The sequence below is a fragment of the Streptococcus sp. VTCC 12905 genome (genome assembly GCF_049893385.1).
GTDB classification, from domain to species: domain Bacteria; phylum Bacillota; class Bacilli; order Lactobacillales; family Streptococcaceae; genus Streptococcus; species Streptococcus suis_AA.
In genome coordinates this window covers 23,721-49,449 of the sequence record NZ_JBMVJC010000011.1, presented here as the reverse complement: position 1 = coordinate 49,449, position 25,729 = coordinate 23,721, and the positions used below count along the sequence as shown (strand labels likewise).

23 protein-coding genes are annotated in these 25,729 nt (G+C 39.7%); 8 read left to right on the top strand and 15 right to left on the bottom strand.

All coding sequences use genetic code 11. The features are described from left to right. Positions 1-36: 36 nt before the first annotated feature. The 10 genes from ACPC58_RS05510 to ACPC58_RS05465 all read right to left on the bottom strand — a co-directional run bounded on the left by ACPC58_RS05510 (position 37) and on the right by ACPC58_RS05465 (position 11,671). Positions 37-1,206 (bottom strand): ABC transporter substrate-binding protein, encoded by a 1,170-nt coding sequence (locus ACPC58_RS05510; RefSeq protein ID WP_434065481.1) that lies wholly within the window; start codon positions 1,204-1,206, stop codon positions 37-39. A 164-nt stretch (positions 1,207-1,370) separates the two neighbouring features. Continuing rightward, the gene (locus ACPC58_RS05505; protein WP_434065480.1) at positions 1,371-1,658 is read right to left on the bottom strand and encodes a DUF2129 domain-containing protein; all 288 of its coding nucleotides are present in this window, start codon (positions 1,656-1,658) and stop codon (positions 1,371-1,373) included. 116 nt (positions 1,659-1,774) lie between these two features. Then, positions 1,775-2,386, bottom strand: coding sequence for an ATP-dependent Clp protease proteolytic subunit (locus tag ACPC58_RS05500; RefSeq protein WP_277837118.1), 612 nt, complete (start codon positions 2,384-2,386; stop codon positions 1,775-1,777). A 100-nt stretch (positions 2,387-2,486) separates the two neighbouring features. After that, positions 2,487-3,116, bottom strand: coding sequence for a uracil phosphoribosyltransferase (upp, locus tag ACPC58_RS05495; protein ID WP_024391947.1), 630 nt, complete (start codon positions 3,114-3,116; stop codon positions 2,487-2,489). Positions 3,117-3,195: 79 nt separating this feature from the next. Further along, positions 3,196-4,812 carry a glycoside hydrolase family 13 protein gene (locus ACPC58_RS05490; protein ID WP_434065479.1) on the bottom strand — a complete coding sequence of 539 codons (1,617 nt, stop codon included), beginning with the start codon at positions 4,810-4,812 and terminating at the stop codon, positions 3,196-3,198. Positions 4,813-4,883: 71 nt separating this feature from the next. Continuing rightward, positions 4,884-6,332, bottom strand: a complete 1,449-nt coding sequence (gene gtfA / locus ACPC58_RS05485) for a sucrose phosphorylase (RefSeq protein WP_318150422.1) — start codon at positions 6,330-6,332, stop codon at positions 4,884-4,886. Between the two features lie 68 nt (positions 6,333-6,400). Continuing rightward, on the bottom strand, positions 6,401-7,231 hold the full coding sequence (locus ACPC58_RS05480) for a carbohydrate ABC transporter permease (protein ID WP_171989738.1): 831 nt from the start codon (positions 7,229-7,231) through the stop codon (positions 6,401-6,403). Positions 7,232-7,241: 10 nt separating this feature from the next. Then, the gene (locus tag ACPC58_RS05475) at positions 7,242-8,114 is read right to left on the bottom strand and encodes a carbohydrate ABC transporter permease (RefSeq protein ID WP_434065485.1); all 873 of its coding nucleotides are present in this window, start codon (positions 8,112-8,114) and stop codon (positions 7,242-7,244) included. 134 nt (positions 8,115-8,248) lie between these two features. Then, positions 8,249-9,484 carry an extracellular solute-binding protein gene (locus ACPC58_RS05470; protein ID WP_434065478.1) on the bottom strand — a complete coding sequence of 412 codons (1,236 nt, stop codon included), beginning with the start codon at positions 9,482-9,484 and terminating at the stop codon, positions 8,249-8,251. Positions 9,485-9,496: 12 nt separating this feature from the next. Then, positions 9,497-11,671 carry an alpha-galactosidase gene (locus tag ACPC58_RS05465; RefSeq protein WP_434065477.1) on the bottom strand — a complete coding sequence of 725 codons (2,175 nt, stop codon included), beginning with the start codon at positions 11,669-11,671 and terminating at the stop codon, positions 9,497-9,499. 104 nt (positions 11,672-11,775) lie between these two features. Between ACPC58_RS05465 and ACPC58_RS05460 the strand changes: the two genes are divergently transcribed. Beyond that, a complete protein-coding gene (locus tag ACPC58_RS05460; protein ID WP_434065476.1) occupies positions 11,776-12,615 on the top strand; it encodes an AraC family transcriptional regulator in 840 nt (279 codons plus the stop codon). Between the two features lie 30 nt (positions 12,616-12,645). Here the strand turns inward: ACPC58_RS05460 and ACPC58_RS05455 are convergent, their stop codons facing one another. Then, positions 12,646-13,806, bottom strand: a complete 1,161-nt coding sequence (locus ACPC58_RS05455; RefSeq protein WP_434065475.1) for a MalY/PatB family protein — start codon at positions 13,804-13,806, stop codon at positions 12,646-12,648. 1 nt (position 13,807) lies between these two features. Beyond that, positions 13,808-14,899 carry a cystathionine gamma-synthase gene (locus tag ACPC58_RS05450; protein WP_172035806.1) on the bottom strand — a complete coding sequence of 364 codons (1,092 nt, stop codon included), beginning with the start codon at positions 14,897-14,899 and terminating at the stop codon, positions 13,808-13,810. 556 nt (positions 14,900-15,455) lie between these two features. Here ACPC58_RS05450 and ACPC58_RS05445 point away from each other — a divergent pair. The 5 genes from ACPC58_RS05445 to ACPC58_RS05425 all read left to right on the top strand — a co-directional run bounded on the left by ACPC58_RS05445 (position 15,456) and on the right by ACPC58_RS05425 (position 20,979). After that, a complete protein-coding gene (locus tag ACPC58_RS05445) occupies positions 15,456-16,886 on the top strand; it encodes a UDP-N-acetylmuramoyl-L-alanyl-D-glutamate--L-lysine ligase (RefSeq protein ID WP_434065474.1) in 1,431 nt (476 codons plus the stop codon). A 319-nt stretch (positions 16,887-17,205) separates the two neighbouring features. Next, on the top strand, positions 17,206-17,991 hold the full coding sequence (locus ACPC58_RS05440; protein ID WP_434065473.1) for an ABC transporter ATP-binding protein: 786 nt from the start codon (positions 17,206-17,208) through the stop codon (positions 17,989-17,991). 13 nt (positions 17,992-18,004) lie between these two features. After that, positions 18,005-18,934, top strand: a complete 930-nt coding sequence (locus ACPC58_RS05435) for an ABC transporter substrate-binding protein (protein ID WP_130555146.1) — start codon at positions 18,005-18,007, stop codon at positions 18,932-18,934. A 12-nt stretch (positions 18,935-18,946) separates the two neighbouring features. Further along, positions 18,947-19,981, top strand: a complete 1,035-nt coding sequence (locus ACPC58_RS05430) for a FecCD family ABC transporter permease (protein ID WP_434065472.1) — start codon at positions 18,947-18,949, stop codon at positions 19,979-19,981. Then, positions 19,951-20,979 carry a FecCD family ABC transporter permease gene (locus tag ACPC58_RS05425; protein ID WP_434065471.1) on the top strand — a complete coding sequence of 343 codons (1,029 nt, stop codon included), beginning with the start codon at positions 19,951-19,953 and terminating at the stop codon, positions 20,977-20,979. The genes ACPC58_RS05430 and ACPC58_RS05425 overlap by 31 nt, the downstream gene beginning before the upstream one ends. An 18-nt stretch (positions 20,980-20,997) precedes the next feature. Here ACPC58_RS05425 and ACPC58_RS05420 read toward each other — a convergent pair whose 3' ends face one another. Beyond that, positions 20,998-21,477: a glutathione peroxidase gene (locus ACPC58_RS05420; protein ID WP_434065470.1), complete on the bottom strand. Its 480-nt coding sequence runs from the start codon at positions 21,475-21,477 to the stop codon at positions 20,998-21,000. A gap of 2 nt (positions 21,478-21,479) precedes the next feature. Continuing rightward, positions 21,480-22,208, bottom strand: coding sequence for a pseudouridine synthase (locus ACPC58_RS05415; protein ID WP_434065469.1), 729 nt, complete (start codon positions 22,206-22,208; stop codon positions 21,480-21,482). 137 nt (positions 22,209-22,345) lie between these two features. Between ACPC58_RS05415 and ACPC58_RS05410 the strand changes: the two genes are divergently transcribed. Next, positions 22,346-23,302: a glutathione S-transferase family protein gene (locus ACPC58_RS05410; RefSeq protein WP_434065468.1), complete on the top strand. Its 957-nt coding sequence runs from the start codon at positions 22,346-22,348 to the stop codon at positions 23,300-23,302. Positions 23,303-23,670: 368 nt separating this feature from the next. Here ACPC58_RS05410 and ACPC58_RS05405 read toward each other — a convergent pair whose 3' ends face one another. Then, the gene (locus ACPC58_RS05405; RefSeq protein WP_130555140.1) at positions 23,671-24,375 is read right to left on the bottom strand and encodes a glucosamine-6-phosphate deaminase; all 705 of its coding nucleotides are present in this window, start codon (positions 24,373-24,375) and stop codon (positions 23,671-23,673) included. A 307-nt stretch (positions 24,376-24,682) separates the two neighbouring features. On the opposite strand from ACPC58_RS05405, the gene queA reads away from it, so the two are divergent. Continuing rightward, entirely contained in the window at positions 24,683-25,711 is a 1,029-nt protein-coding gene (gene queA / locus ACPC58_RS05400) for a tRNA preQ1(34) S-adenosylmethionine ribosyltransferase-isomerase QueA (protein ID WP_434065467.1), read from the top strand. Positions 25,712-25,729: the final 18 nt, after the last annotated feature.

The following is a 25,729-nucleotide window of genomic DNA, read 5'->3' as shown; positions in this document are numbered from 1 at the left end:
TTGAAAAAAGAGGGAAATCCCTCTTCTATCTTTTTATTAGTCAGCTGAAATTGTATCCACTGAAGATTGCTCACCATTTGTCAAACCAACAACATAAACTGATTTCACAACGTTATGGTTCTCATCAATAGACATGGAACCAGTAACACCTTCGAAGTCTTTCAAAGCTGCAAGGTTATCTTTCACAGCTACTGAATCTTTTGCACCTTTTGCTGCTTCTGCTGCCATATAAACTGAGTCATATGCAAGAGCTGAGAACATTGATGGCTCTTCGTTGTATTCTTTCACATATGCATCGTAGAATGCTTGTGCTTTTTCACTTGCTGATGTTACAAATGCTGAAAGGTAGTAAACGTTTGAAGCTGCTGAAGCAGTTGCCAACTCAGTAAATTGTGGAGAATCGAAACCGTCTGAACCAAGGATTGGCTGTTCGATACCAAGACCACGCGCTTGTTTCACAATTGTACCAGTTTCATTGTAATAACCAGGCATAATGATAGCATCGAATTCTTTGTCTTTCAATTTTGTCAATGCAGCTTGGAAGTCTTTATCACCAGAAGCAAATGTAATTTCTGAAACAATTTCTCCTGTGTAAGCTTTCTTGAAGGCCTCAGCTACACCTTTACCGTAATCAGATGAGTTGTCAAAGTAAAGAACAACTTTCTTAGATGACAAGTTTTCAGTAGCGTACTTAGCCATGATTTCACCTTGGTATCCATCTGTAAAGGTTGTACGGAAGAAGTATTCTTGTACCTCACCTTTATCATTTTCAACCAAGTTTGTTTGTGTACCTGAAGGAGAAATCATTGGAACACCTGCTGAAGTTAAAGCTGGAATAGATGCTGCTGAAGCTCCTGATGTAGCAGGGCCGATCACGACGTTTGCACCCTCACTTGCCAAGCTTGTTGCAACCGTTGCAGCTTCAGCGGTTTCAGATTTATTGTCTTTTGTGATAACTTCAATCTTTTTGCCATCAATACCACCAGCAGCATTGATTTCTTTTACTGCAAGGTTGGCACCTTTTTCTTCTGTTTGACCATAAGATGAAACAGCACCAGATAACTCCAAGTTATAACCGATTTTAAATGTTTCCCCAATAGTTGAACCAGCTGCGGATGTATTGGTTGTTGAAACATTGCCACAGGCAGCGAGGAGAGCTGCTGAAGCAAATGTAGCGATTGCTACTGCAAATTTTCTTGTTTTCATGAAAATACCTTAAAACTTTCTTAAATTTAACATGTATCTAATATACAGAATTATCTGAAAATTGTCAATACAAATGAACAAAATTTTTAAAAAAATTAAAATTTTAATAATTCTCCAAATAATTCACAAAAAAAGCCATCATTACTGATGACTCCATATTACCATTATGACGATATGCGGGCTGGCTCTGGCTTATCAATCGATTCACGCCATAGACTCCCTACAAAGTTATGATCCAATTCTTTTATATATGAAGGAACTAATTTTTTAACAAACTTCTCCTTCTTTAGTTTTGTAATAGCCACATCTACTTTATCTTTATCCATATAGACAAGAACATACCGTAAGCGTTTGGAGTGATAGACGATATCTCCATATTGGTTTAATTTACGGGCATCACGGTTATAATGTAAATATACTGCTAAACTAATCCGATCTTTCTTCTCAAACATGTCAACTCCTCTAAAATTGATTCTTCCTATATTATACCGCTTTCAATTAAAAATGAAAAGCTCCAACAATCAAGTCGATCATCAGAGCATGTAAGAATAATCTTATAGAAACAACATTACTTAGTCTTTGTATTATACATAATTTGGTCGATAAAGCCGTATGCCAAGGTTTCTTCAGCAGACATCCAATAGTCACGTTCTGCATCCTTATGGATTTGTTTGACTGTCTTACCAGAATTTTCCGCCAAGATTTTTTCTAACTTGTTACGAGTATTTAAGAGGTGTTCTGCTGCAATTGCCATGTCAGTTTGCTGAGTACCACCACCAGTGCCTCCCATTGGTTGGTGAATCAGGTATTCTGCATTAGGAAGCATGAAACGTTTGCCTTTTGTACCACTTGAAGCAATGATTGTTCCCATACTTGCTGCAGTACCCATTACAATTGTCTGTACGTCTGCTTTAATGAAGTTCATTGTATCCACGATGGCAAGACCTGCAGAAACAGAACCCCCTGGTGTATTTACATAGAGATAAATATCTTTTGTTGGATCTTGTGCATCTAGGAAAAGCAATTGGGCAATAATCGAATTGGCCATATTGTCCTCAACCGGACCTGTCAACATAATGATGCGGTCTTTCAGCAAACGTGAATAAATATCATACGAGCGCTCACCGCGACTAGTTTGTTCAATAACTACTGGAATCATAAATTTACTCCTTTTCGAGATTTTCTTTTCCCATTATATAAGAATAGTCAAAATTGGTCAAATAAAAAACACGATTTAAAACCAGAAAAAAGAAATCAGCTCAACTGATTTCTTACGGAGATTATTTAGTACCGAAAAGGCGATCACCAGCATCTCCAAGACCTGGAACGATATAGCCTTTATCATTGAGTTTTTCATCCAAGGCTGCTGTAAAGATATCGATATCTGGATGTGCATCTTGAAGTGCTTTCACACCTTCTGGAGCAGATACCAAGGCAACAAATTTAATATTTGAAGCTCCACGTTTTTTCAAGGAATCCACTGCAAGAATTGCTGAACCACCAGTTGCTAACATTGGGTCTACTACCAAGATATGGCGTTGATCAATATCTTCTGGCAATTTCACAAGGTATTCAACTGGTTGTAAGGTTTCTTCATCGCGGTACATACCAATATGACCAACTTTAGCTGCCGGAACCAAGCTAAGCAATCCATCGACCATACCAATACCAGCACGAAGAATTGGCACAATAGCTAATTTCTTACCTGCAATTTGTTTTTGAACTGTTTTTGTAATCGGTGTTTCAATTTCCACATCTTCAAGTGGCAAGTCACGCAATACTTCGTAGCCCATTAACATGGCAATTTCATTGACCAACTCACGGAAATCTTTTGTAGAAGTTGTTGTTCTACGAAGGATAGACAATTTATGCTGAATGAGTGGGTGTGAAATGACTTGGAATTTACCCATGATGATGAAACCTCTCTTTTTTGTTTTTTCTATTTTACCAAAAATTCATGAAAAAAGCTCGTGAATATTGAAAATTATCTTATTTTTTGAGAACGATTGCCTCATACGGTCTCAATAATTGTCCAGCCAAAAATGCAGCCTCTTCGTAATTATGCATAAACAGGGAATATCCCTCGCTCGATACTTCGAAGGCTTGCTCATCACTTGTGAAATTCACCAGAATGATGAAATCATCCTGTTCATCATATTTACGGTAGGCCATTACCGAGCTATTTCCAGTCTCCATCACTTCATATTTTCCTTCGGACATACAAGGATACTCTTTCCGAAGAGCGATTAATTTTTGATAGGTATAGAAAAGAGATTGTTTGTCTGCAAGTGCTTTTTCAACGTTGATGTCTTTGACAGTATCTCCAAAAGCCAGCCAGGCTTGACCTGTACTGAAGCCTGCTCCTTCTGCTCCTGTCCATTGCATTGGACGGCGAGCATTATCACGACCTTTGGCATTTATAGAAGTAATCAATTCCTCCTTGGTAAAGCCATTTTCAATCCGTTCCGCATACATGCGACGTGTTTCAATATCATCTGCCTGGTTAATATCTGTAATTGGCGTATTAATCATACCGATTTCCTCACCTTGGTAGATATAAGGAGTCCCTGACATAAAATGAAGATAAATAGCCAACATTTTGCCACTTAGCTCACGAAATGCAGGTCGATCATCACCGAAGCGAGAAATGGCACGAGGTAAATCATGATTATTCCAGAAAAGTGAGTTCCAGCCTTTACCAACCAGTTCAGTCTGCCATTTGGATAGAACGTTATGCAAACGAGCTGGATCAAGCGGTGCCAAATCCCACTTTTCTTTCCCTTCCTGCTGATCAAGTCCCACATGTTCAAATTGGAAAATCATCGAAAATTCTTTTCGATCAGGATGCGAATATAACTGAGCATTTTCTGGATTGGCACTCCATGTCTCCCCAACAGTCACTAAGTCGTAAGCACCAAAGGTTTTCTCATTTAATTCCTGAATAAGAGGATGGAGAGTCGGTCCGTCGGCTGTAATTAATTTTTCCGGTTCTTTTCCAATCAAATCAATCACATCTAGCCTGAAACCGCCAACACCTTTTTCAATCCAAAAATTGATCATATCCCAGATTTCTTGTTTCATAGCAGGATTTTTCCAGTTCAAATCCGGTTGCTTAACAGAGAATTGGTGGAGATAGTATTTGTTCAGATGTGGAACGTATTCCCAAGCAGAGCCAGAGAAGGTCGAGCGTAATTCATTCGGTTCATCAGCCCAAACATAATAGTCATAGTAGGGATTATCTGGTCCTTTGAGGGCTTCTTGAAACCAAAAATGTTCATCCGAGGTATGATTGAGCACCAAATCCATGATTATTTTGATATTGCGCTTATGGCCTTCTGCAATCAGCTCTTCCATATCTTCCATGGTCCCAAATTCTGGAGCAATTCCTTGGTAGTCACTGATGTCGTAACCATTGTCATCCATGGGTGACTGATAAACAGGACTGAGCCAAATAGCATCAATTCCAAGCTCGTGAAGATAATCTAATCTGCTGATAATCCCTCGAATATCCCCTACTCCATCTCCATTTGAATCTTGAAAACTACGAGGGTAAATTTGGTAAATGACGGACTTCTTCCACCAATCTGTTTTTTGTATTTCTGACATGTATTGAACCTTTCTGTACAATCTAATTTACGCAATAAAAAGGGGAATTCCCCTCTTTCTATATAATCATATTATAACTCAATTGTAGTAATTTTTTCCTCTTCTATTTCAACAATTTCAAAGGATTTTTCTTTTAGATTTGCTGTTAGGCGGGCAGATACCCCTGCATCTTGATTATTCCAGAAAATTTCCATACTTGTTTCATCCAACATCTTAACAGAGAACTCTCCGTCGAAAGCTGGACTTGTATTGCGGAATTTTAAGAGTTTAAACAAGGATTGTACCACAGGACGTTGCACTTGCTGCTCAATTTCATCCAAATCATAGTAATGGCGATTGATATTGCGACCTTCCTTACTTGATTCTAAAAGTTCAATATCATTTTCGCCTGCAAGTAAACCAACATAGTAAATCTGTGGAATACCTGGTGCAAAACATTGTAGAACACGCGCTAATAGGTAAGCTTGATCGTTATTGCCAAGGGCAGAATAATAAGTACAGTTAATCTGATAAATATCCAAATTATTATAGGCTTCTGTACTATAAATTTTCTTCACATTGGCACCTTGTGCATACAAGGCTTCACGCGTTTCCTCTATCTCCTCATCCGTCAGCAAATCTTTAACGTCCACAACACCTATTCCATCATGTGTATCAAGAGTTGTAAATTGCTTGCGAGGGCAAATCTCCATCCAGTGAATCAGGCGATTGACATGACCAGAATACAAAGCGTGGAGAACTAGCATTGGCAAGGCAAAGTCATAAACATAATAATCCTGTTCCGCAATTTTCTGCTGAATGGTGTAGTGTTCATGAATTTCTGGCAAGATTTCTACATCTTTTGGTGCCAATAACTGACGTGGAAAATGGAGCATTTCCCAAATATCAGGCTCCACAAAGAAACAGTTGGTTCCTATTTTTTTATTAGCATAAGCAAAGGCGTCCAAACGAATGATCGAAGCACCATGTTCTGCCAACTGTTCCAGATTTTCTTGGATGAACTGGCGTGTTGTCTCAGTAGTCACATCCAAGTCAATCTGTTGCTCATCAAAGGTACACCATACCTTCTCCTCGCTACCATCAGCAAATGTTGCAATTCGATATGGAGCACGAGGTTTACGCTTATAGATCAAATCAACATCTTCTTGTGTTGGTTCTCCATTTGGCCAAAAGTTTTTATAGCGAATAAACAAATCCGCATAAGCTGATTCATCTTTCTTTTCAAGAAAATCAAGGAAATAAGGAGATTTTGCAGAAATATGATTGATCATAAAATCGAACATCAGATAATAGTCCTTGCTCAATGCTTCAATATCTGACCAATCTCCAAATGCAGGATCTACCTTTGTATAATCCATTGGCGCAAACCCACGGTCACCTGATGATGGGAAAAACGGCAGAATATGGATACCTCCCACAACATCCTTTAATGGCCCCTCAAGAACATTTTTCAAATCCTTGAGATTCTTTCCTAAACTATCCGAATAAGTAATCAACATAGCTTGATTTTTAATTTTCATAGATTTCCTCCTCGTAAGCCTTTTCTTTTTTCATTGTTAGAAAAGGTTGAACAAGTCAACCTTTAGATTTATTTGACAGAACCACTCGTCATACCTGAAATAATATGTTTTTGGAAGATTAGGTAGACAAGTAGGATTGGGATAATTCCTACAACATAGGAAGCAAATGATGGACCGTAGTCACTAAAGTACATTCCTTTGTAATTATACTGGAACAAGGGCAGGGTCCACATAGCTTGATCTCTGTTTAATACTAGGAGTGGCAAAAGGAAGTCATTCCACACCCACAATGCATTGATGATCAATACCGTCGCATGCATCGGTTTCATCAGAGGGAAAATAATTTTCCAATACATGGTAAACTTATCACAGCCATCAATAGCTGCCGCCTCATCCATTTCTTCAGGAACAATGGTCTTAATATAGCCGACGTAGAGGAAGAGGGCCTGAGGAACTGCATAGGTCAAATATAGAATAATCAAACCGACAACATTGTTCAAACCAAGGCTTGACATTAATTTGGTCATTGGGAGCATAATCACTTGGAAAGGTACAAAAATCCCAATAATCAAGAAAAAGTAGATAAAGTTAAACACTGTCTGGCGTTTCATTTGACGGGCTACGGCGAAAGCTGCCATTGGAATAACCAATAAAATGAGGGCAATTGATACGATTGTAATAATAGCTGAGTTGCTAAAATATTGAACAATTCCATCATTAAATAGGCGTTCATAGTTGCTCAATGTAAACTCTTGTGGCAAACCAAAGAAATTTCCTGTAATTTCCTTTGTTGGTTTAAAAGAACTGATAATGGTCACCAATAGTGGAATAAACATGAACAATATTCCACTAAAGAGAACTAAGTAAACCCACCAATTTTTCTGTTTGTGCTTGTTCATATATACTCTCCTATACTTCAAATTTCTTAGAAATCTTCATCTGAATCAACGAAATCACAATGATAATGATAAAGAGGACCACCGCTAAAGCATTCGCATACGAAAACTTATTATTAACAAAGGCATAGTTATAGACTAATAAACCAAGTGATTCTGTCTTACCATCTGGACCACCACTTGTCAGGGCAAAGATAAGGTCGAAAGCGGTCAAACCTGATTTCATCGCCAAGATAAAGACCATACTAATGGAAGGTAGTAAAAATGGAAGTTCAATATTAAAGAATTGCTGAGACCGTGTTGCCCCGTCAATCGTTGCTGCTTCTTTGACATCTACTGGTATACTTTGTAAACCAGACAAGAAAATGATGACCGGCATGGCTAATCCTTGCCACAAAGCAACAAATAAGACAGAAGGAATAACAGTTTTCTCATTCACTAACAAGTTTTCCTTCAACCAATCAATATTTAAGACTTCACCAATTTGGGTAAAACCATAGTTAAAGAGCTGAACAAAAATCAAACCCAAAGTAACAGTTGACAAGACAGCTGGGAAGAAATACCAGGTTCTAAAGAAACCAACTGCTTTAATCTTACGATTGAGCAGGGTGGCCAACCAAATCCCAATCACTATCTCACCAATGACCAAACCAATGGTGAAGATAATCGTGAAGGTCATTGATGTGTAAAAATCAGGATTTTTTAAAATATCCAGATAATTGTGAAAACCAATGAGGTCAAAATCAGAGGTTAATCCATTCCAGTCTGTTAGACTATAGTAAATCCCTGTAAACAGCGGATAGAAGAAAAAGATTAACTGTAATCCAATCGGTACCGCCACAAATAGATAGGGCCAGTATTTTGCAACAAATCCTTTTTGATTCATCATGGTACTCCTTTTTGATAAAGTTATAGTTACTTAGTCTCAGTTCAAGGAATCCCATAGGGTTACTAAAACTGACACTAGGCAACTATAAGGAGGCTAGGCTGCAACTAGCCTCTGCTTATAGTTTTTCTGACTTATTTTTTCATTGGATCAAAGAATGCGTTCAATTTTTTCACAAATTCTGCTGAATTTGGATTTTTAACCATTTCAACTGTGATATTCCAAAACTCTTCTTCTGATTCCCATTCAGATTGCAACCAAACTACGTGTTTGTCAGTGAAGGCATATTGTGTCACTCCAGCAGTTTCTTCAAACTTGCCTTCAGTGTCTACTCCTTCAACTGAAGTTGGTGAGCCATCTACATCATAGTATTTTTGCATCACTTCTGGACGTGAGAGGTATTCTAAGAATTTTTTAGATTCTTCTGGGTGCTCTGTATCAGCAGAAATTGAAAGAGCAAGGTCTGCTGCACCGATGGTATAGTCGCCACCTTCTTTATCACCAGGGAAGGTAAACATACCATATTCAAATTCTGGTTCTTGTTGGTTAACGACTGTAGCTGCCCATGTACCTTGTGGAAGCATGATAGCATCTCCTGCCGCAAAAGCTGCCACTGCATCTGAATAGAGCGCGCCTGTTGCACCTTGTTGACCATTATCTGTCAACAGTTCCAAGCGTTCTAAGACAGCTTTTGTTGTAGCGTCATCTTGAATTGCTCCCTTTGCACTGCGGATCAGAATATCTTGAGCACCATCAAATCCACCCGCAACAGTTACCCAAGCTAACTGATGGTAGCCATTCAATGACCAAGCATCTTTCAATGAAAGAGCAAACGGTGCTGCACTGCTATCAGCCTTGATTTTGTCTACCAAAGCCACTAATTCTGCATAGGTAGTTGGAACTTCAAGACCCAATTCTTTGAACTTATCTTTATTATAGTAAATACCATAAGCATTAGCTGTCAAAGGAAGGGTGTAATTTTTTTCATTAACAAGATAAGGCGTTACAGCACCATCTTTTAGATGACCGAGACCTGCATCATCACCAATTTCTAGGAAACGACCATCCGCTGCATATGCTTTGAAGTCCGCATTTTGTGGATAAATATTGATGACATCTGGCGCTTCGTTATTTGCCATACGGGTTTTCAGAACAGTTCCTGGATCTGGTACATTCGAAAATTTAACGTCAATCGTAGGATTTTCTTTTTCAAAATCCTCAATTATTTCCTGCAGAGTCGCTTGCATTTCAGGTTTTTGCGAGAAATATTCAATTTCTACCTTATCGCTATTACTTGCATTCCCACAAGCAACCAAGAAGCTAGCAAAAGCAATCACTGACGCACATTTTAAAAATGTTTTCATTTTCATTATAAAATCCTCCTAGATTTTGTTAAAAATATATTGTACACTAAAATAATCTTGTTGAACATGTGGCATTATGAGACCAATGTTCATCAATTCATCTCCGTAGAATGTTTCTCCTAATTGAGGGCATTCATACAAGGCATCTGGGTCTAGGCCCTTCAACCGAACATGAAGCAAAGGCGCTTCTGGCTTGGCAAGAATTTTTATAAATGTAAAGACCGCTTGATTCTTATCTTGACTAACATAATTGGCAGCCCAGGTATTGGTCGTCTTTTTCAGACGGTAGAGCTGACCGAATTGGATAGTTTCACGAATGGAGTGATAGGTTTCGATCTGCTGACTGATTTCATCCAATTCCTTTTCCGAAAGTTTCGTTAAATCCAGCTCGTAACCAAATGCTCCTCCCATCATAGCCACATTGCCTCGTGTAGCAAGAGGTGTGATCCGACCAACCTGATGGTTCGGAACGGCAGAAACGTGTGCGCCAATTGAGGAAGGGGGATAAATCAAACTAGTACCTTCTTGAATAGATATGCGCTCAATCGCATCTGTATCATCACTTGCCCAAGCTTGCGGCATGTAATACATGATTCCCAAATCATTACGACCTCCACCGCCTGCACAGGATTCGAAAAGAATATCTGGGAACCGCTTGGTAAGGTGGTCTAATACACGGTACAGACCTAGCATGTAACGATGGTGGAACTCAAAACACTGGTCATTTGCTAAACCTTCAGGGATATTGGTGATATTACGATTCATATCCCATTTTACATAAGTAATGTTGGCTGATTCTAATATCGAAGAGACGCTATCAATGATGTAGTCACAGACTTCCTGTTTGGTCAAATCCAAAACTAATTGTTCTCGGCTGTAGATTGGTAAGCGTCCTTCTATGTGAATTGCCCAATCAGGATGCTCACGATAAAGATCGCTATCAATAGAAATCATCTCTGGTTCAAACCACAGTCCGAATTTCATGCCAAGCTCATTTATTCGCTCTGCTAAACCATTCAAACCATTTGGCAACTTATCCAAATTGACTTTCCAATCGCCCAATGAACTTTCATCATTGTTTCGTTTACCAAACCAACCATCATCCAGAACAAACAATTCAATACCAACTCGACTTGCAACCTGAGCTAACTGTAAAATCTTTTCTTCTGTAAATTCAAAATAGGTCGCTTCCCAGTTGTTGATTAAAACAGGCCTTGGTTTGTTTACAAACGATGATCGAATGAGGTGTTTTGTAATAAAGTGATGACTATTTTGTGTCATGCCAGTAAATCCTTTATCAGTATATGATAAGAGAACTTCTGGGGTTTGAAACCGGTCATCCTTAGCCAATTGCCATGAGAAATAGTGACTTTCCAATCCTAGTCCCAAACGACAGGTTTCCATGGCTGTCGTTTCGACAAAGGCTGAAAAGTTGCCACTATAGACAAGGTGAGCTGCAAATACATCGCCCTTGTCCTCACCTGCATCGGGTGAGGTAAGTGCTAAGAAAGGTGTTCTTGAGTGACTTGAGGCACCTCGAATGCTACCAATCGAATACTGACCTTTTGTCAGCGGGGTCTGTGTCCACTCTTTTTCATAAGCATAACGTCCAGTCAAGCTGTGAACAATGAAATCTTGATGTGGAAAATCAACCGTTGCAGATAAGGCCTTCTCTAGTTTACATGGATATTTGCCAGTTTGAATTGTAGCTGACCGTGCGAGATAGGAGGCTTCTTCAAAAACAGAATACTGAAGTGTTACAGTAACATCTGTCAACTGATCATAAAGATCAATTTCAAGACTCTCTACTTCTTCTTGATTTCCAAAACTTGCTGGTAAACCATTTAACTCTTTTTTTCCTTTATAGGTTCTATACGATTTAAATTTTAAATCTAGGGTCGTTCCAAATTCACTTCGAACATCTAATGCAGTAGTCCTAAAATCACCCAGACCACTGCTAGAGTATTCGAGTGGGAGGACATCCAACGAAAATGTCCTATCTCCAGTAATTGGACTAGGAGAAAACGCTCGATCTAAATATGTTATTTTGTTTCCATCACTAAATTTTTCGATTTTTTTCCCAAAATAACGATGAACCAGATCTCCTGTTTCCAGCACTTGAATGATATAAGAGAATTCTCTTGTTTTCAGGTGAAAAATCTGTTTTGTTTCATCAATCTCAATCACATTCATCTCCCTCATTTCTTCTTTATGGTCTTATTGTACAAAATGTAAACGCTTTATTTAATAACCTTTTGTTTTTAAAACATGTTATAATGTTTCCTAGGAGGATTGAAATGAATATTCTAAATATCTATAATGAATTGGATAGTCATAATTTTGACCTAAATGTAGACCATTACGGTGGCGAACAATGTGACAAGGGCTATTCCTTCGGTCCTACTACCCGTGATAATTTTGTCCTGCATTTTATTACAAAAGGAAAAGGGAAAATTCTTGTTGACGGAAAAACAATTTATCTATCAGCAGGTGATTTGTTTATTCTGCCAAAAGATGTTTCCATTTTCTATCAAGCTGACGATATAGATCCGTGGACCTATTTATGGGTTGGTTTTAGTGGTTCACGAGCAAAAGACCTACTGAATCAAAGTCAACTGCTAGAAAACTACTATCTCCACTCCAGTCTAGCGTCCCCAATTCTAGACTATATGCATCAGATTAACCATGTTCAGATGCATCCCATCCCCTCTATCACTGAACTAGTCTTAATTGGCTACCTCAATCAACTCTTGGCTACGCTCATCGAGGAATTTCCAAGTGAAAAACTGATGAAACCCGAAACACAAACCAAATATTATGTTCAGCAGGCCATCAAAATGATACATAGCCACTATTCGCATCCAATTAAGGTCTCTGAAATAGCGGACTATTTGGCCTTGAGCCGAAGTTATCTCTATAAGATTTTTAAGCAGGAAACAGGCTATTCTATCAAAGATTATATTTTACAAGTAAAAATGAATCGTTCTTGTCAACTCTTAGAAGATGCTTCTAGGAGTATCACTGAAATTTCCTATTCTGTCGGCTACCAAGATCCTCTCACCTTCAGCGCGGCCTTTAAAAATTATTTTCACATGAGCCCAACAGAATTTCGAAAAACACAAAAAAATAAGGATTAGGTGATTTTACTCCACCTAGTCCTTATTTCTTTATCCAAAAACGTTTCTAAGTCGTTGACAGGCCTCTTCAATGACATCAAATGGAGCTGCCGTATTTAGACGCGCATGATGTTTGCCCTCTTTACCAAAGCTTAAACCATCGTTCAAAATCAATTTTGCCTGATGTTGCAACAATTCGAACAATTGGTCATGTTCCAGCTGATAGTCAGAAAAATCAAGCCAGATAAGGTAGGTTCCCTGGGGCTTCATGACCTTGATCCGAGTATGGGAAGTCAAATACTCTTCAACATAGTCAATATTTTTTTCTAAAACATTTTTTAACTCTGTCAACCACTCATCTCCATAAGTGAAGGCGGCTTCTGTGGTTAACAAACCAATTGTTGGAACTTCATGCTGATTGTTTGCCAATTGACGCTTAGCAAAAGTCTTGCGGATGCTTGGATTTTCAATAATAGCAAAGCTATTTTTCGTTCCAGCAATGTTAAATGTTTTAGTTGCAGATGATAAGATAATTGAAAAATCTTTGAAATTTTCATCTACCGTATTAAAGGTATCATGTTTATGACCATATAAAGCCAAATCTTGATGAATTTCATCTGATACAAGAACGACGCCATGTTTCTGACAGAGACGTCCAATAGCTAAGAGTTCTTCCTTGCTCCAAACCCTACCACCTGGATTGTGTGGATTACAGAAAATATAGAGTTTCACTTGATTCTCTACAATGTCCTTTTCAAGCTGGTCAAAATCAATCCTAAAAACACCATCCACTTCTACAAGTGAATTGGTAACAAGCTGGCGATTGTTTAATTTGACAGTCCGTGCAAAGGGTGAGTAGACTGGCGTGTTAATTAGGACTGCATCCCCTTCTTCTGTCAAAGATTGAATAGCCACAGTTAAGGCAGGAACAACACCTTCGATGAGCAGGATGGACTCTCTTTCAATCTTGTAGCCATGCTGTCTACCTTCCCAGTCAATAATAGACTGATAAAGGCTGTCGCTAGCATAGGGATAACCAAAAATGTGATGATCTGCATAGTCACGGATTACTTGGCGAATTTCTGGAAGTGGCTCAAAGTCCATATCCGCAATCCATAAAGGTAGGAGTTCCGGATCAGCCTCCACTTTTTTCCATTTTTCAGCATGGTGCGTTAAGCGATTTGGTTTACTAGTAAAATCATATCTGGTCATCTTATCCCTCCAAGGCTACTTCCAAGTCGGCAATCAAATCATCCGCATCCTCAATACCGATAGACAAGCGAAGCAGATCATCTGTCAAACCGTAAGAATGACGGGTTTCCACTGGAATGTCTGCGTGAGTTTGTGTGGCTGGATAAGTAATCAAACTTTCTACCCCACCCAAGCTTTCCGCAAATGTAAAGATTTTCAAGGTATTTAGAATGTGTGGAATCTTACTCTCATCAACCACCTTCAATGAAATCATTCCACCTTTACCTGTGTAATATACTTGCTTGACTGCAGGACTCTTCTTCAAAAAGGCAACAATTTTCTGAGCATTTTGAGTCGCCCGCTCCATTCGAAGCGAAAGAGTTTTCAAACCACGCATGAGTAAATAAGAATCCAGTGGTGAAAGAGTTGGACCAGTTGTGTTTTGATCATAGAAAAGCTTATCATATAGGTCCTGATCATTAGTCATTAAAGCACCAGCCAAGACATCATTATGACCTGACAAATATTTTGTCGCCGAATGTAGAACAACATCTGCACCCAATTCAAGAGGATTTTGATAAATAGGGCTATAAAAAGTGTTATCGACAATCACCTTGGCACCTTTGGCATGGGCGATAGCCGAAACCTTAGCGATATCAAACTCCACCATCAAGGGATTAGTTGGAGTTTCCAAATAAACATAGTCCGTCTGGTCTGTGATTGCTGCAATCAGCTCCACTTCACTATTCGCATAGGTAAACTGAAATCTGCCTAGGCTTTCCTGCTCGTTGAACCAGCGGAATGAGCCACCGTACAAATCACGCGCCGCAACTACTTGGCTTCCAACAGGGAAACCATTAAAAAGCAAGACAAGCGCAGCCATGCCTGAACTCGTCGCAAGGGCATGATCTGCTTTTTCGATCGCTGCCAAGGTCGCTTCCAAACCGGCGCGTGTCGGGTTCTTAGTTCTCGTATAGTCAAAACCGGTCGAGTGACCAAACTCAGGGTGCTGATAAGTGGTCGAAAGGTGAATAGGAGAAATCAAGGCACCTGTTTTCTCATCATTGTTAATACCTGCATGGGCTAAAATCGTATCTATCTTATAATCTGTCATAACGAAATCTCCAATCTAACTTATTAAATAGTCTAGCATGAATAGTCTACTTTTGTTAAAAAAATATCCAAAATGACTTATATAATTTTTTTTAACAAATGGTATAAGTAAAAACTATGACAACCTATTTATCATTGCTTTTTGGTTATAAATCATTTACAATAATAGCAAGTTTAGACTATCAGAAGGAGGTTTTACAATGTTTACGTCATTCAATCAACAGTATTACAGTATTATAGAAACTTTTATTTTTAGCATGCACTTGTTTGGTCAATAGTGACAGTAAAGCAATTTGACCGTAGTCCAATCGGTGTGCTATTCCTCCTATTACTACCAATTCAATATTATAATGCTTTTTTTCGCCCTAGCTATAATCTTGTTAAAAATTGGCAATTAGCTATCTGGATCGTTTTTTCAACCATTATGGGTTGTTTCTTTATTTTTATTTAGGAAACGAATGAATCCGCAATCACTAGCAAAAGCATTTTCCTAATTGTTAGATGAGTTGTCTTCCCCCGCACTTGTCAAATTCCTTTCATAAGTTTACAATAGAAGCATGATAACATTTGACCATATAATTGAAATTTTAAAGACAGATGCAAATTTTCGTTCGATTACAAGGAATGAGACTACAGATATTGAATTCGACGCTTTGAGTTATGACAGTCGAACCGTAAGTCCAACAACCCTTTTCTTCGCCAAGGGCTTAGCCTTTAAAAAGGAATTTTTAGAAAAAGCAATTGAAAACGGCTTGGCCTACTATGTATCAGAAATAGACTACGAAGTCAGCATTCCAGCCATTCTTGTTAAAGACATCAAACAAGCCATGAGTCTGATTGCAATGGAATTTCACGGTAACCCACAGAACCAGCTCAAACTCCTGGCATTCACAGGCACCAAAGGCAAAACAACCGCAGCTTATTTTGCCTATAATATTCTCAAACAGAGTCATAAACCTGCCATGCTGTCAACTATGAATACAACACTGGATGGGGAGACCTTTTTCAAATCAACACTGACCACCCCTGAAAGTCTGGACCTCTTTGCCATGATGGCGGAGTCAGTCAAAAATGGTATGACTCACCTTGTAATGGAAGTCTCTAGCCAAGCCTATCTTGTCAAGCGTGTTTATGGCCTTACTTTTGACGTAGGCGTCTTCCTCAACATTAGTCCTGACCATATCGGTCCCATGGAGCATCCGACATTTGAAGACTATTTCTACCATAAGCGTCTTTTGATGGACAATAGCAGAGCAGTTATTGTCAACGCTGGAATGGATCATTTTGAAGTCGTGAGAGACCAAGTGATGTTCAAAGACCATGACTTCTATGGTCCGTCTTCTGAAAATGAAATTACCCAGTCAGCAGGATTCGACTTCACAGCGACTGGGAAATTAGCTGGGCACTACGCTATTCAGCTCATTGGTCATTTCAACCAAGAGAATGCCATCGCTGCTGGACTAGCTTGTCTTCGCTTAGGTGCAAGCCTAGAAGATATTCAAACTGGGATTGCCCAGACCAATGTCCCTGGTCGCATGGAAGTCCTGACCCAGCAAAACGGGGCTAAAGTCTTCGTTGACTACGCTCACAATGGCGATAGCGTAAAAAAACTGCTTGATGTCGTCCTCACACATCAATCAGGAAAGGTCATCCTGATTTTAGGCGCCCCAGGTAATAAGGGAGAAAGTCGCCGTAAAGACTTCGGACTTCTACTTAATGACTATCCACAGGTTGATGTTCTTCTAACAGCTGATGATCCCAATCATGAAGACCCAGCTACTATTGCTGAGCAAATTCGTTCATATATGACCCGTCCGAGCACCTTTATCTTGGATCGTGAAGAAGCTATTCGCACCGCGATGAGGCAAACAACTTCATCGCAAGATGCTGTTATCATAGCCGGTAAAGGGGCCGATGCCTATCAGATTGTGAACGGTAAAAAAACAACTTATGATGGTGATTTAGAAATCGCCAAAAAATACTTATAGTTTCCACCCTTGTCGCTCGTAGCCGACAAGGGTTTTTTATAACGATTCTTATTAAATTAAAATTTTCAGAAAACTCTTTGTTTTGAAGACTTTTTTTGATATAATACAAGTCATACCGTTTTTTTAATGCGTAATATCAGTCATTTGAATGAGCTTTGAAAGATTGTCACTCTAGTCTTGCCTTACTCTACGAAAGTGACTTGTTTCTCAAGTCTTATTTCCAACCTAGAACAGCCTTTAGGCTGTTCTAGGTACTTGGACATCCGTTCCTTATCTGACAGCTTATTCACTCGACTATACAATCGGAAAGGAGAAATATGTGTCTTCCATTCAAGCAGAAAACATCCAAGTGGCATATGATGATCGAGTGATCATAGAAAAACTATCCACCAGAATTCCCAGTGGAAAAATAACCACTATTATTGGCGCCAACGGTTGTGGAAAGTCCACTTTACTCAAGGCATTGACTCGAATACTTCCACTTCAAGAAGGAGCTATCTATTTAGATGGTCAAGCCATTGCCCAATTACCAACTAAAGAAGTTGCAAAAAAACTTGCCCTACTTCCTCAGTTATTGGAAGCGACAGAAGGGATTTCTGTCTATGAATTGGTCTCTTATGGGCGCTATCCCCATCAAAATGGACTCGGCTATCTCACCGATCAGGATAGGCAGAAGATCAACTGGGCTCTAGAAGCGACCCAAACCGCTACTTTCGCCAGGTTTCCCGTTGATGATTTATCTGGTGGACAGAGACAACGAGTTTGGATTGCCATGGCTCTTGCCCAAGATACCAATACCATTTTCTTAGATGAGCCAACGACCTATCTTGACCTCAATCATCAATTGGAAGTTTTAGAGCTCTTGAAAGACCTCAACCTGAGCCAACAGAAAACCATTGTGATGGTTCTCCATGATGTTAATTTATCCGCTCGTTTTTCAGACCACATGATTGCCATGAAAGAGGGAAATATTCGCTACAATGGATCCGTGTCCAGTATCATGACTACTGAGATACTGAGTGATATTTTCAACATCGAACCTCAATTAATACAGGCTCCTGATCAAGAGTATCCTATTTTGCTAACTTACGATTTAAAAAAATAATTAAGGAGAAAAAATGAAAAAGTTTTTAGCTATTTTTAGTTTATTTGTTGGGCTGGTTTTCTTAACAGCTTGTTCTACCTCTTCCTCTTCAACAGACGTTGAATTGTCTAGCATGCCTGAAATTGAAGGCATTACCTACTATGGAGATATTCCAAAAAATCCTAAGAAAGTTGTTAACTTTGCCTATTCTTATACAGGCTATCTCCTGCAATTGGGGATCAAGGTTTCCAGTTATAGTCTGGATCTAGAAAAAGACAGCCCTGCATTTGGTGACCAATTAAAAGACCTACCATTATTAACAACAGCAGATACAGAAGCTATCGCTGCTCAAAATCCAGACCTTATCCTTGTTTTTGCTGGTGATGACAACATAGAAACACTAAAAGAAATCGCGCCAGTTATTGAAATCACCTATGGAAAGAGTGATTACCTGAAAATGCTGACGGATATGGGACAAATTTTCGGAAAAGAAAAAGAGGCTCAAGCTTGGCTTGACCAGTGGGATAAAAAAGTTGCTGCAGCCAAGGAAGAACTCAGTGGAGTTGTAGATACAAGTGCGACATTTACAGTGATGGACTTCTTTGATAAAAATATCTTCCTCTACGGAAACAACTTTGGCCGTGGTGGTGAATTGGTTTACAGAGCGCTTGGTTTCGCTGCTCCTGCTAAAGTCCAAGAAGATGTTATCAACAAAGATGGCTGGTTTGGCATTTCGCAAGAAGCCCTACCAGACTATGTTGGTGACTACCTCCTGGTCAATGTCAATGAAACAACCAAAGACGCCGCATCATCGCTAAAAGAAAGCGATATTTGGAAAAATTTACCAGCTGTGAAAAATGGGCATATCCTTGAAGTAGATTATAACCTCTTCTACTTCTCAGATCCTATGTCACTTGATTTGCAAATAGACGCCTTTGTCTCTGCATTAAAAGAGATTCAGTAAAAGGAATGAACTATGAATAGAGTAATACGTTCTCATTCTTCAAGGAGAGGAACTGGATATCTAGTCCAGCCTCTTCTTATTTTTTTCATCATTAGCCTGCTTTTCGTAATCGGTGCCTATTTGAGTTTACGATTTGGTGCTATTTCTTACAGTCATCAGCAACTTGTAGAAACACTACGCCATCCGATGACAGATTCACCTGTACAGGATGTTGTCATTGATTTACGATTGCCTCGAATGGTGGCTGCCATCTTGGTTGGAGCTGCTATGGCTCAAGCAGGAGCGATGATGCAGGGAATAACGCGAAATGTAATCGCAGATCCTGGCTTATTAGGAATCAATGCTGGAGCAGGCCTCGCCCTCATCCTTGGCTATGCTATTTTTGGTAGCTTGCATTACAGTCAAATTTTAGTGATCTGTTTACTAGGCTCTTGCCTAGCAGCTGGTTTAGTCTTCGGTCTGTCTTATCAAGTGCAAAAAGGCTATAATCAACTCCGTTTGATTTTGTCGGGTGCAATGGTAGCCAGCTTATTTTCCGCAATAGGGCAGGCCATTACAATCTATTTCGATCTATCAACAGCTGTCATCGGTTGGCAAGCAGGGGGCTTAGTACAGGTCAATTGGGAAATGTTAGCTATTATCGGTCCACTTATCATTGTTGGCCTCATCCTTGCCCAACTCTTTTCACATCAGCTGACCATCCTGAGTCTTAACGAGACTATTGCTAAAAATCTTGGGCAACGAACTGCACTAATAACCATGGTATTGTTGGGTATCGTCCTTTTGCTCTCAGCTGCTGCAGTGGCACTGGTAGGTTCCCTCTCATTTGTTGGGCTCATCATTCCACATTTTATCCGCATGTTTACAGGAAAAAATTACAAAATGCTCTTACCTTTAACAGCTTTTGCTGGAGCTAGTTTCCTGATCTGGGTAGACTTGGTTTGTCGTTCAATCAACCCACCTGCTGAAACACCTATTAGTGCAGTAATCAGTATCATCGGCTTACCTTGTTTCCTATGGTTGATTCGAAAGGAGAAACACCTTTGATAAGACGTCATAACTACCTTAAGATTTTTTCATTCCTCTTCATCCTCCTTTCTGCTGGTTTTCTCATCTCCTTATCAATAGGATACGCTAACTCATCCTTTTCAGATGTGATGGATGTCGTCAGTGGACGAGCCAGCTCCTCAACTCTCCTTATCATTGGTAGAATTCGTTTACCGAGAATATTTGCCTCAATGATTGGAGGGGCTTCCCTGGCTTTAGCTGGACTCTTGTTGCAAACATTAACTCGAAATCCTCTGGCTGATTCTGGCATATTGGGAATTAATGCTGGAGCTGGTCTTGTTGTAGCACTCTTTGTTGGCCTTTCATCAACAATCAGTCCGACCTTATTAGATACATTGCCACTATTTGCCATGATAGGAGGCGGATTAACTATTTTTCTCGTTTACTGGATTGCTCGCAAGAAACTATATGGTATCCATCCAACCCGCTTGATTATCACTGGGGTCGGTATCTCAAGCATGTTATCTGGCATCATGGTCAGTCTAATTAGTCGCTTGGATGATTTCAAAATAGAATACATCGTCCAGTGGCTCAGCGGTCGAGTAAATGGTGGAGATTGGAAGACTATCGCCATCTATACTCCACTTCTTCTCATAGTTTGGCTAGTAACATATAGTCGCTGTCGTTCCCTCAATATTATGAATCTCAATGACCAGACAGCTATGGCACTGGGACTCCACTTACAACGCGAAAGACGGATCGTCTTGATATTGGCTACTGCTCTTGCTTCCCTCAGTGTCATTTTGGTGGGAAATATTACTTTTGTTGGCCTCATCGCTGGTCATATCGTACGAAAGTGGTTGGGAAATGATCATCGAATCATCATACCTGCTAGCATGATTGTCGGGAGTCTCATACTTCTCATTGCTGATACAATTGGCCGTGTACTACTTGTTGGAACAGGCATTCCAACCGGTATTATCGTTTCCCTTATCGGTGCACCCTATTTTCTTTGGTTACTAAAACAAGAAGGCTAGATGAATCCAGCCTTCTTGTTATTTTTCTAGGTAAAGTTCAATATCCTCTTTAAGTTTTAATGGACTAGTCGTTGGTAAATACCGTTTGATCACGCGCCCTTGTCTATCGACCAAAAACTTTGTAAAATTCCACTCAATTCGACCGCCAAGTAAGGTAGATTTTTCTTTCTTGAGATAGCGATATAGTGGACTGGTTTCAGCTCCATTTACAGCAATTTTTGCAAAACGAGGAAAAGTTGTACCATAATTCAAACTGCAGGTCTGATTGATTTCTTCATCAGAACCAGGAGCCTGATTTAAAAATTGATTACATGGAAAGTCTAGCACGACAAAACCTTGGTCTTTATATGTATCATATAACTCTTGTAATTCTTCATATTGAGGTGCCAAGCCACAACCTGGCGCCGTATTGACTACTAAAAGAACCTGACCCTGAAAATCTTGCATGGACTGGTCTGTCCCATCTTGTTTTCGAACTGTAATATCGTAAATGCTCATTCTCATTTCCTCCCTTTATCAAAATAAGTTAACAAATGTTCCATTTCATTTGGACTGAGTTGTCTGTACGCACCTCGTTCCAAATCCCCGAGCTCAAATCCTCCAAAAGAGATGCGTTTGAGATAGGTGACCTTGAGACCATAGGCTAAAAACATCTTCTTAACCTGGTGAAATTTGCCTTCAGCCAGCTTGATGATCGCTCTGCTATGGTCCAAAGAAGCTGCCATTATCGTCAATTCCGCTGGCTGACACCGTGTTCCGTCCAAGAATGCAATGCCTGATGCAAAAAATGATGGCGCATCATCTGCCAAAAATCCATTTACCTCAACATGATAAATCTTGTCCACATGATGGCTGGGATGGAGCATCCGGTAGCCGAGCGGACCATTATTGGTGATAAGGACTAGTCCTTCCGTATCACGGTCTAAACGACCAACGGGATAGAGCCCTTCCCTACTATCTTGTGGAGAAATCAAGTCGATGACAGTTTGGTGTTCTTTATCCCTCACAGCTGAAACGACTCCTGATGGTTTGTGAAGTAAATAATAGGCAGAACCTTCTAATGCAACTTTTTTCCCAGAGACTTGAATAGTTTGCAACTCTGGGTCAACAATCTGGCTTAGGCTTTGAGCGGGTTGACCATCAATGACAATCTGTTGGGACTTAAATAATTTTTTCACCTGCTTACGGGAGCCAATCCGAGCCGCCTCCATACACTTGTCCAACCTCATGAGACTATTTTACCATAAATCATTTTGCTTGACTCTTTTTAAAAAAACTTTATAATACTAGTTAGTGATATATTTTTTTACAAAGGAAATCCTCTTTTAATAGGCGGATTTCCTGCTTTTGCATTCAGGAGGATGTTATGGGACTTTTAGTTGAAGGAAAATGGGTAGACCAATGGTATGATACCAAATCAACAGGCGGGAAGTTTGTTCGTACAGTGACACAATTCCGTAATTGGATTACACCTGATGGACATGCAGGGCCTACAGGACATGGGGGTTTTAAAGCTGAATCAGGACGCTATCACCTCTACATCTCTCTTGCCTGCCCTTGGGCCAGTCGGACATTGATCATGCGAAAATTGAAAGGCTTGGAAAATCACATTTCCATTTCTATCGTCCACCCCCTCATGTTGGAAAATGGTTGGACCTTCTCTGACGGACCTGGTGTCATTAAGGACTCCCTTTTTAACAGTGACTATCTCTATCAAGTTTACCTGAAAGCTGATCCAAATTATTCTGGTCGTGTTACTGTTCCAGTTCTTTGGGATAAGCAAACGAACACGATTGTCAATAACGAGTCCGCTGAAATCATGCGCATGTTCAACACTGCTTTCAATAACATTACAGGCAACTATGATGACTACTATCCAGAACACCTGCAATCTGAAATCGATGCCATGAATGACTTTGTCTATCCAAATATCAACAATGGGGTGTATAAGGCAGGTTTTTCAACCAATCAAGCTGTCTACGAAAAAGAGGTAACAAAGCTCTTTGCTGCATTGGATAAATTAGAAGAACAGTTGGCAAATCAGCAATTTCTAGTAGGAAACCAATTAACCGAAGCAGATATTCGTCTCTTCACGACCTTGGTTCGTTTTGATGCTGTCTATTTTGGGCACTTCAAATGTAATATAAAGGCCTTAGTCGACTATCCAAACCTATGGGACTATACAAAACGTCTCTACAATCATGCTGGAATTGCTAAAACTGTGGATTTCGACCATATCAAGCAACATTATTATGGTAGTCATAAAACCATAAACCCAACTGGAATTGTGCCAGTCGGACCAGACTTGGACTGGAAACTCTAAAACAAGGAACAAGTACATAATACTAAGAATGCTTAAATGTTCAGGAAAAAAACATTTGAAGACACCCACGATGGCCACCCATGGGTGTTTTTTTTTTGCTTGCTTAAGACAAGCAATCTATAATCCTGTCGCGTTGTTTATTTGAGTACATTTAAATGAACCTAATGATATTCTCACATTCGGCTACGCATACTTTACTGCTGCTCTTACCTTGGTTCCTTGTCTGAAGGCTGGTGCCTTTGACAATACAAAGCAAAGAAATAATAATTATTAAATAGCATCCATTCCTATTCTAATTATGGGGAGAAAATCAAAAGACCACAATAGGCATTTCTATTGGATAGAACAACCCCTTGTGGTTTTTTCTGTTATCCTAATTTACTCGCAGCTGCTTGGTCAATAATCAATACTACATCGTTATGTTTTTGGAGGATACTTGCTGGAACTTCTTCCGTAACTTCTCCTTCTACCATAGCTTTAATTGCATCTGCCTTTTCTTTCCCATAAGCCATGAGGACAATGGTCTTGGCTGCCATAATATTGGCAATCCCCATTGAAATGGCTTGTTTTGGAACATCTTCTGGATGAGCAAAGAAACGAGCATTGGCTTCAATGGTTGATGGTGCCAAATCAACCACACGAGTAACAGCATCAAATGACGCTCCTGGTTCATTAAAACCGATATGACCGTTGCGGCCAATTCCTAAAATTTGGAAATCTACCGGATGGTCTGCCAAAATCTGATTGTAACGGGCAATTTCCTCGGTCAAGTCGCTTGCCAAGCCATTTGGTATAAATGATTGTTTGAATGGTTTAGCATTGAAAAGATTCTCTTTCATAAAGTGAACATAGGATTGGTCACTGTCTTCACCCAATCCCACGTACTCATCCAGATTGACAGAAGTCACATCAGAAAAGTCCAAATCTGATTCGCGAAGGACCGAATAAAATTCCAATGGGCTAGAACCCGTTGCCAAACCAAGCACTTTTGCACCATTTGCCAACTTTTCTCTCAACAAATCTACAGCTAGTACCGCACCATCAACTTGATTGTTTACAACATGAATTTTCATATGATTCACCTCTTGCCTATTTCTTAAGTATATTATATGGTATATACCAATTTTTGTCAATTGATATATACCAATCTTCATCGATCCACACCACGTTTGATTGAAATTATGATATAATGGAGGCATGACATTAGAATTATTGATCTTATTTTTTACAGGAATTGCTCTCTGCCTCCTTGGTTATCTGATCCCTCACCCCAAAAGTCTAAGAGTGATAATGATGCTACTGGGAGTACTATTAATGGTTCTACCAATAGCACTTTTGATCTATCTAATCACCATCATCGTTTAGAAACAAGGAGAGTCTATGAATACTGCAGATTTTGATTTTGATTTACCAGAAGAACTTATTGCCCAAGTACCGCTTGAGAAGCGTGACAGCTCAAAACTTCTCATTCTCGACCGCGAGAAGCACAGTATGGTTGATAGCCGTTTTGACCATATTATTGACCAGCTTCACCCAGGTGATGCCCTTGTGATGAACAACACGCGCGTTCTGCCTGCCCGCCTCTACGGCTACAAGCCCGAAACAAACGGACATGTTGAACTTTTACTTTTGAAAAATACCCAAGGTGATCAGTGGGAGGTTCTTGCAAAACCAGCGAAGCGCTTGAAAGTCGGTACGACAGTTGCCTTTGGAGATGGACGTTTGACAGCTACCATTGTAGAGGAATTGGAACACGGAGGCCGAATCGTTGAGTTCACTTACGATGGAATCTTCTTAGAAGTCTTAGAAAGCCTCGGTGAAATGCCACTCCCTCCATATATTCATGAAAAATTAGAAGACCGCGAGCGATACCAGACTGTTTATGCCAAAGAAAATGGTTCTGCCGCAGCTCCAACTGCCGGCCTCCATTTTACCCAGGAACTACTTGAAAAAATTGAAGCCAAAGGTGTGAAATTAGTCTATTTGACACTTCATGTTGGTCTTGGAACCTTCCGCCCAGTCTCTGTCCAAAACGTTGATGAGCATGAGATGCATTCAGAATTTTACAACCTAACCGCTGAAGCCGCTCAAACACTCAATCAAGTCAAAGAAAATGGTGGACGTATCGTTGCAGTTGGAACCACTTCTATTCGCACGCTGGAAACCATTGGAAACAAATTTGATGGGCGTTTAGAAGCAGATTCTGGCTGGACAAATATTTTTATCAAACCAGGATATACCTTCCGAATTGTCGATGCCTTTTCAACCAATTTCCATCTTCCAAAATCCACTTTGGTCATGCTTGTTTCAGCTTTTGCAGGTAGAGAATTTACCTTAGAAGCTTATAAACATGCTGTTGAAGAACGTTACCGCTTCTTTAGCTTTGGAGATGCCATGTTTATCCAATAAAACTTTTTAATTGAGGTC

Bases quoted from the DNA above. Each gene is read 5' to 3' on its own strand.
- ACPC58_RS05465 (WP_434065477.1), bottom strand. From the start codon at position 11,671: ATGAATGTGATTGAGATTGATGAAACAAAACAGATTTTTCACCTGAAA.
- ACPC58_RS05505 (WP_434065480.1), bottom strand. From the start codon at position 1,658: ATGTTTGAGAAGAAAGATCGGATTAGTTTAGCAGTATATTTACATTAT.
- ACPC58_RS05425 (WP_434065471.1), top strand. From the start codon at position 19,951: ATGGTTGATTCGAAAGGAGAAACACCTTTGATAAGACGTCATAACTAC.
- ACPC58_RS05435 (WP_130555146.1), top strand. From the start codon at position 18,005: ATGAAAAAGTTTTTAGCTATTTTTAGTTTATTTGTTGGGCTGGTTTTC.
- ACPC58_RS05470 (WP_434065478.1), bottom strand. From the start codon at position 9,484: ATGAAAATGAAAACATTTTTAAAATGTGCGTCAGTGATTGCTTTTGCT.
- ACPC58_RS05415 (WP_434065469.1), bottom strand. From the start codon at position 22,208: ATGAGGTTGGACAAGTGTATGGAGGCGGCTCGGATTGGCTCCCGTAAG.
- ACPC58_RS05430 (WP_434065472.1), top strand. From the start codon at position 18,947: ATGAATAGAGTAATACGTTCTCATTCTTCAAGGAGAGGAACTGGATAT.
- ACPC58_RS05455 (WP_434065475.1), bottom strand. From the start codon at position 13,806: ATGACCAGATATGATTTTACTAGTAAACCAAATCGCTTAACGCACCAT.
- queA (WP_434065467.1), top strand. From the start codon at position 24,683: ATGAATACTGCAGATTTTGATTTTGATTTACCAGAAGAACTTATTGCC.
- ACPC58_RS05445 (WP_434065474.1), top strand. From the start codon at position 15,456: ATGATAACATTTGACCATATAATTGAAATTTTAAAGACAGATGCAAAT.
- ACPC58_RS05420 (WP_434065470.1), bottom strand. From the start codon at position 21,477: ATGAGCATTTACGATATTACAGTTCGAAAACAAGATGGGACAGACCAG.
- ACPC58_RS05405 (WP_130555140.1), bottom strand. From the start codon at position 24,375: ATGAAAATTCATGTTGTAAACAATCAAGTTGATGGTGCGGTACTAGCT.
- ACPC58_RS05490 (WP_434065479.1), bottom strand. From the start codon at position 4,812: ATGTCAGAAATACAAAAAACAGATTGGTGGAAGAAGTCCGTCATTTAC.
- upp (WP_024391947.1), bottom strand. From the start codon at position 3,116: ATGGGTAAATTCCAAGTCATTTCACACCCACTCATTCAGCATAAATTG.
- ACPC58_RS05510 (WP_434065481.1), bottom strand. From the start codon at position 1,206: ATGAAAACAAGAAAATTTGCAGTAGCAATCGCTACATTTGCTTCAGCA.
- gtfA (WP_318150422.1), bottom strand. From the start codon at position 6,332: ATGAAAATTAAAAATCAAGCTATGTTGATTACTTATTCGGATAGTTTA.
- ACPC58_RS05450 (WP_172035806.1), bottom strand. From the start codon at position 14,899: ATGACAGATTATAAGATAGATACGATTTTAGCCCATGCAGGTATTAAC.
- ACPC58_RS05410 (WP_434065468.1), top strand. From the start codon at position 22,346: ATGGGACTTTTAGTTGAAGGAAAATGGGTAGACCAATGGTATGATACC.
- ACPC58_RS05460 (WP_434065476.1), top strand. From the start codon at position 11,776: ATGAATATTCTAAATATCTATAATGAATTGGATAGTCATAATTTTGAC.
- ACPC58_RS05475 (WP_434065485.1), bottom strand. From the start codon at position 8,114: ATGAATCAAAAAGGATTTGTTGCAAAATACTGGCCCTATCTATTTGTG.
- ACPC58_RS05480 (WP_171989738.1), bottom strand. From the start codon at position 7,231: ATGAACAAGCACAAACAGAAAAATTGGTGGGTTTACTTAGTTCTCTTT.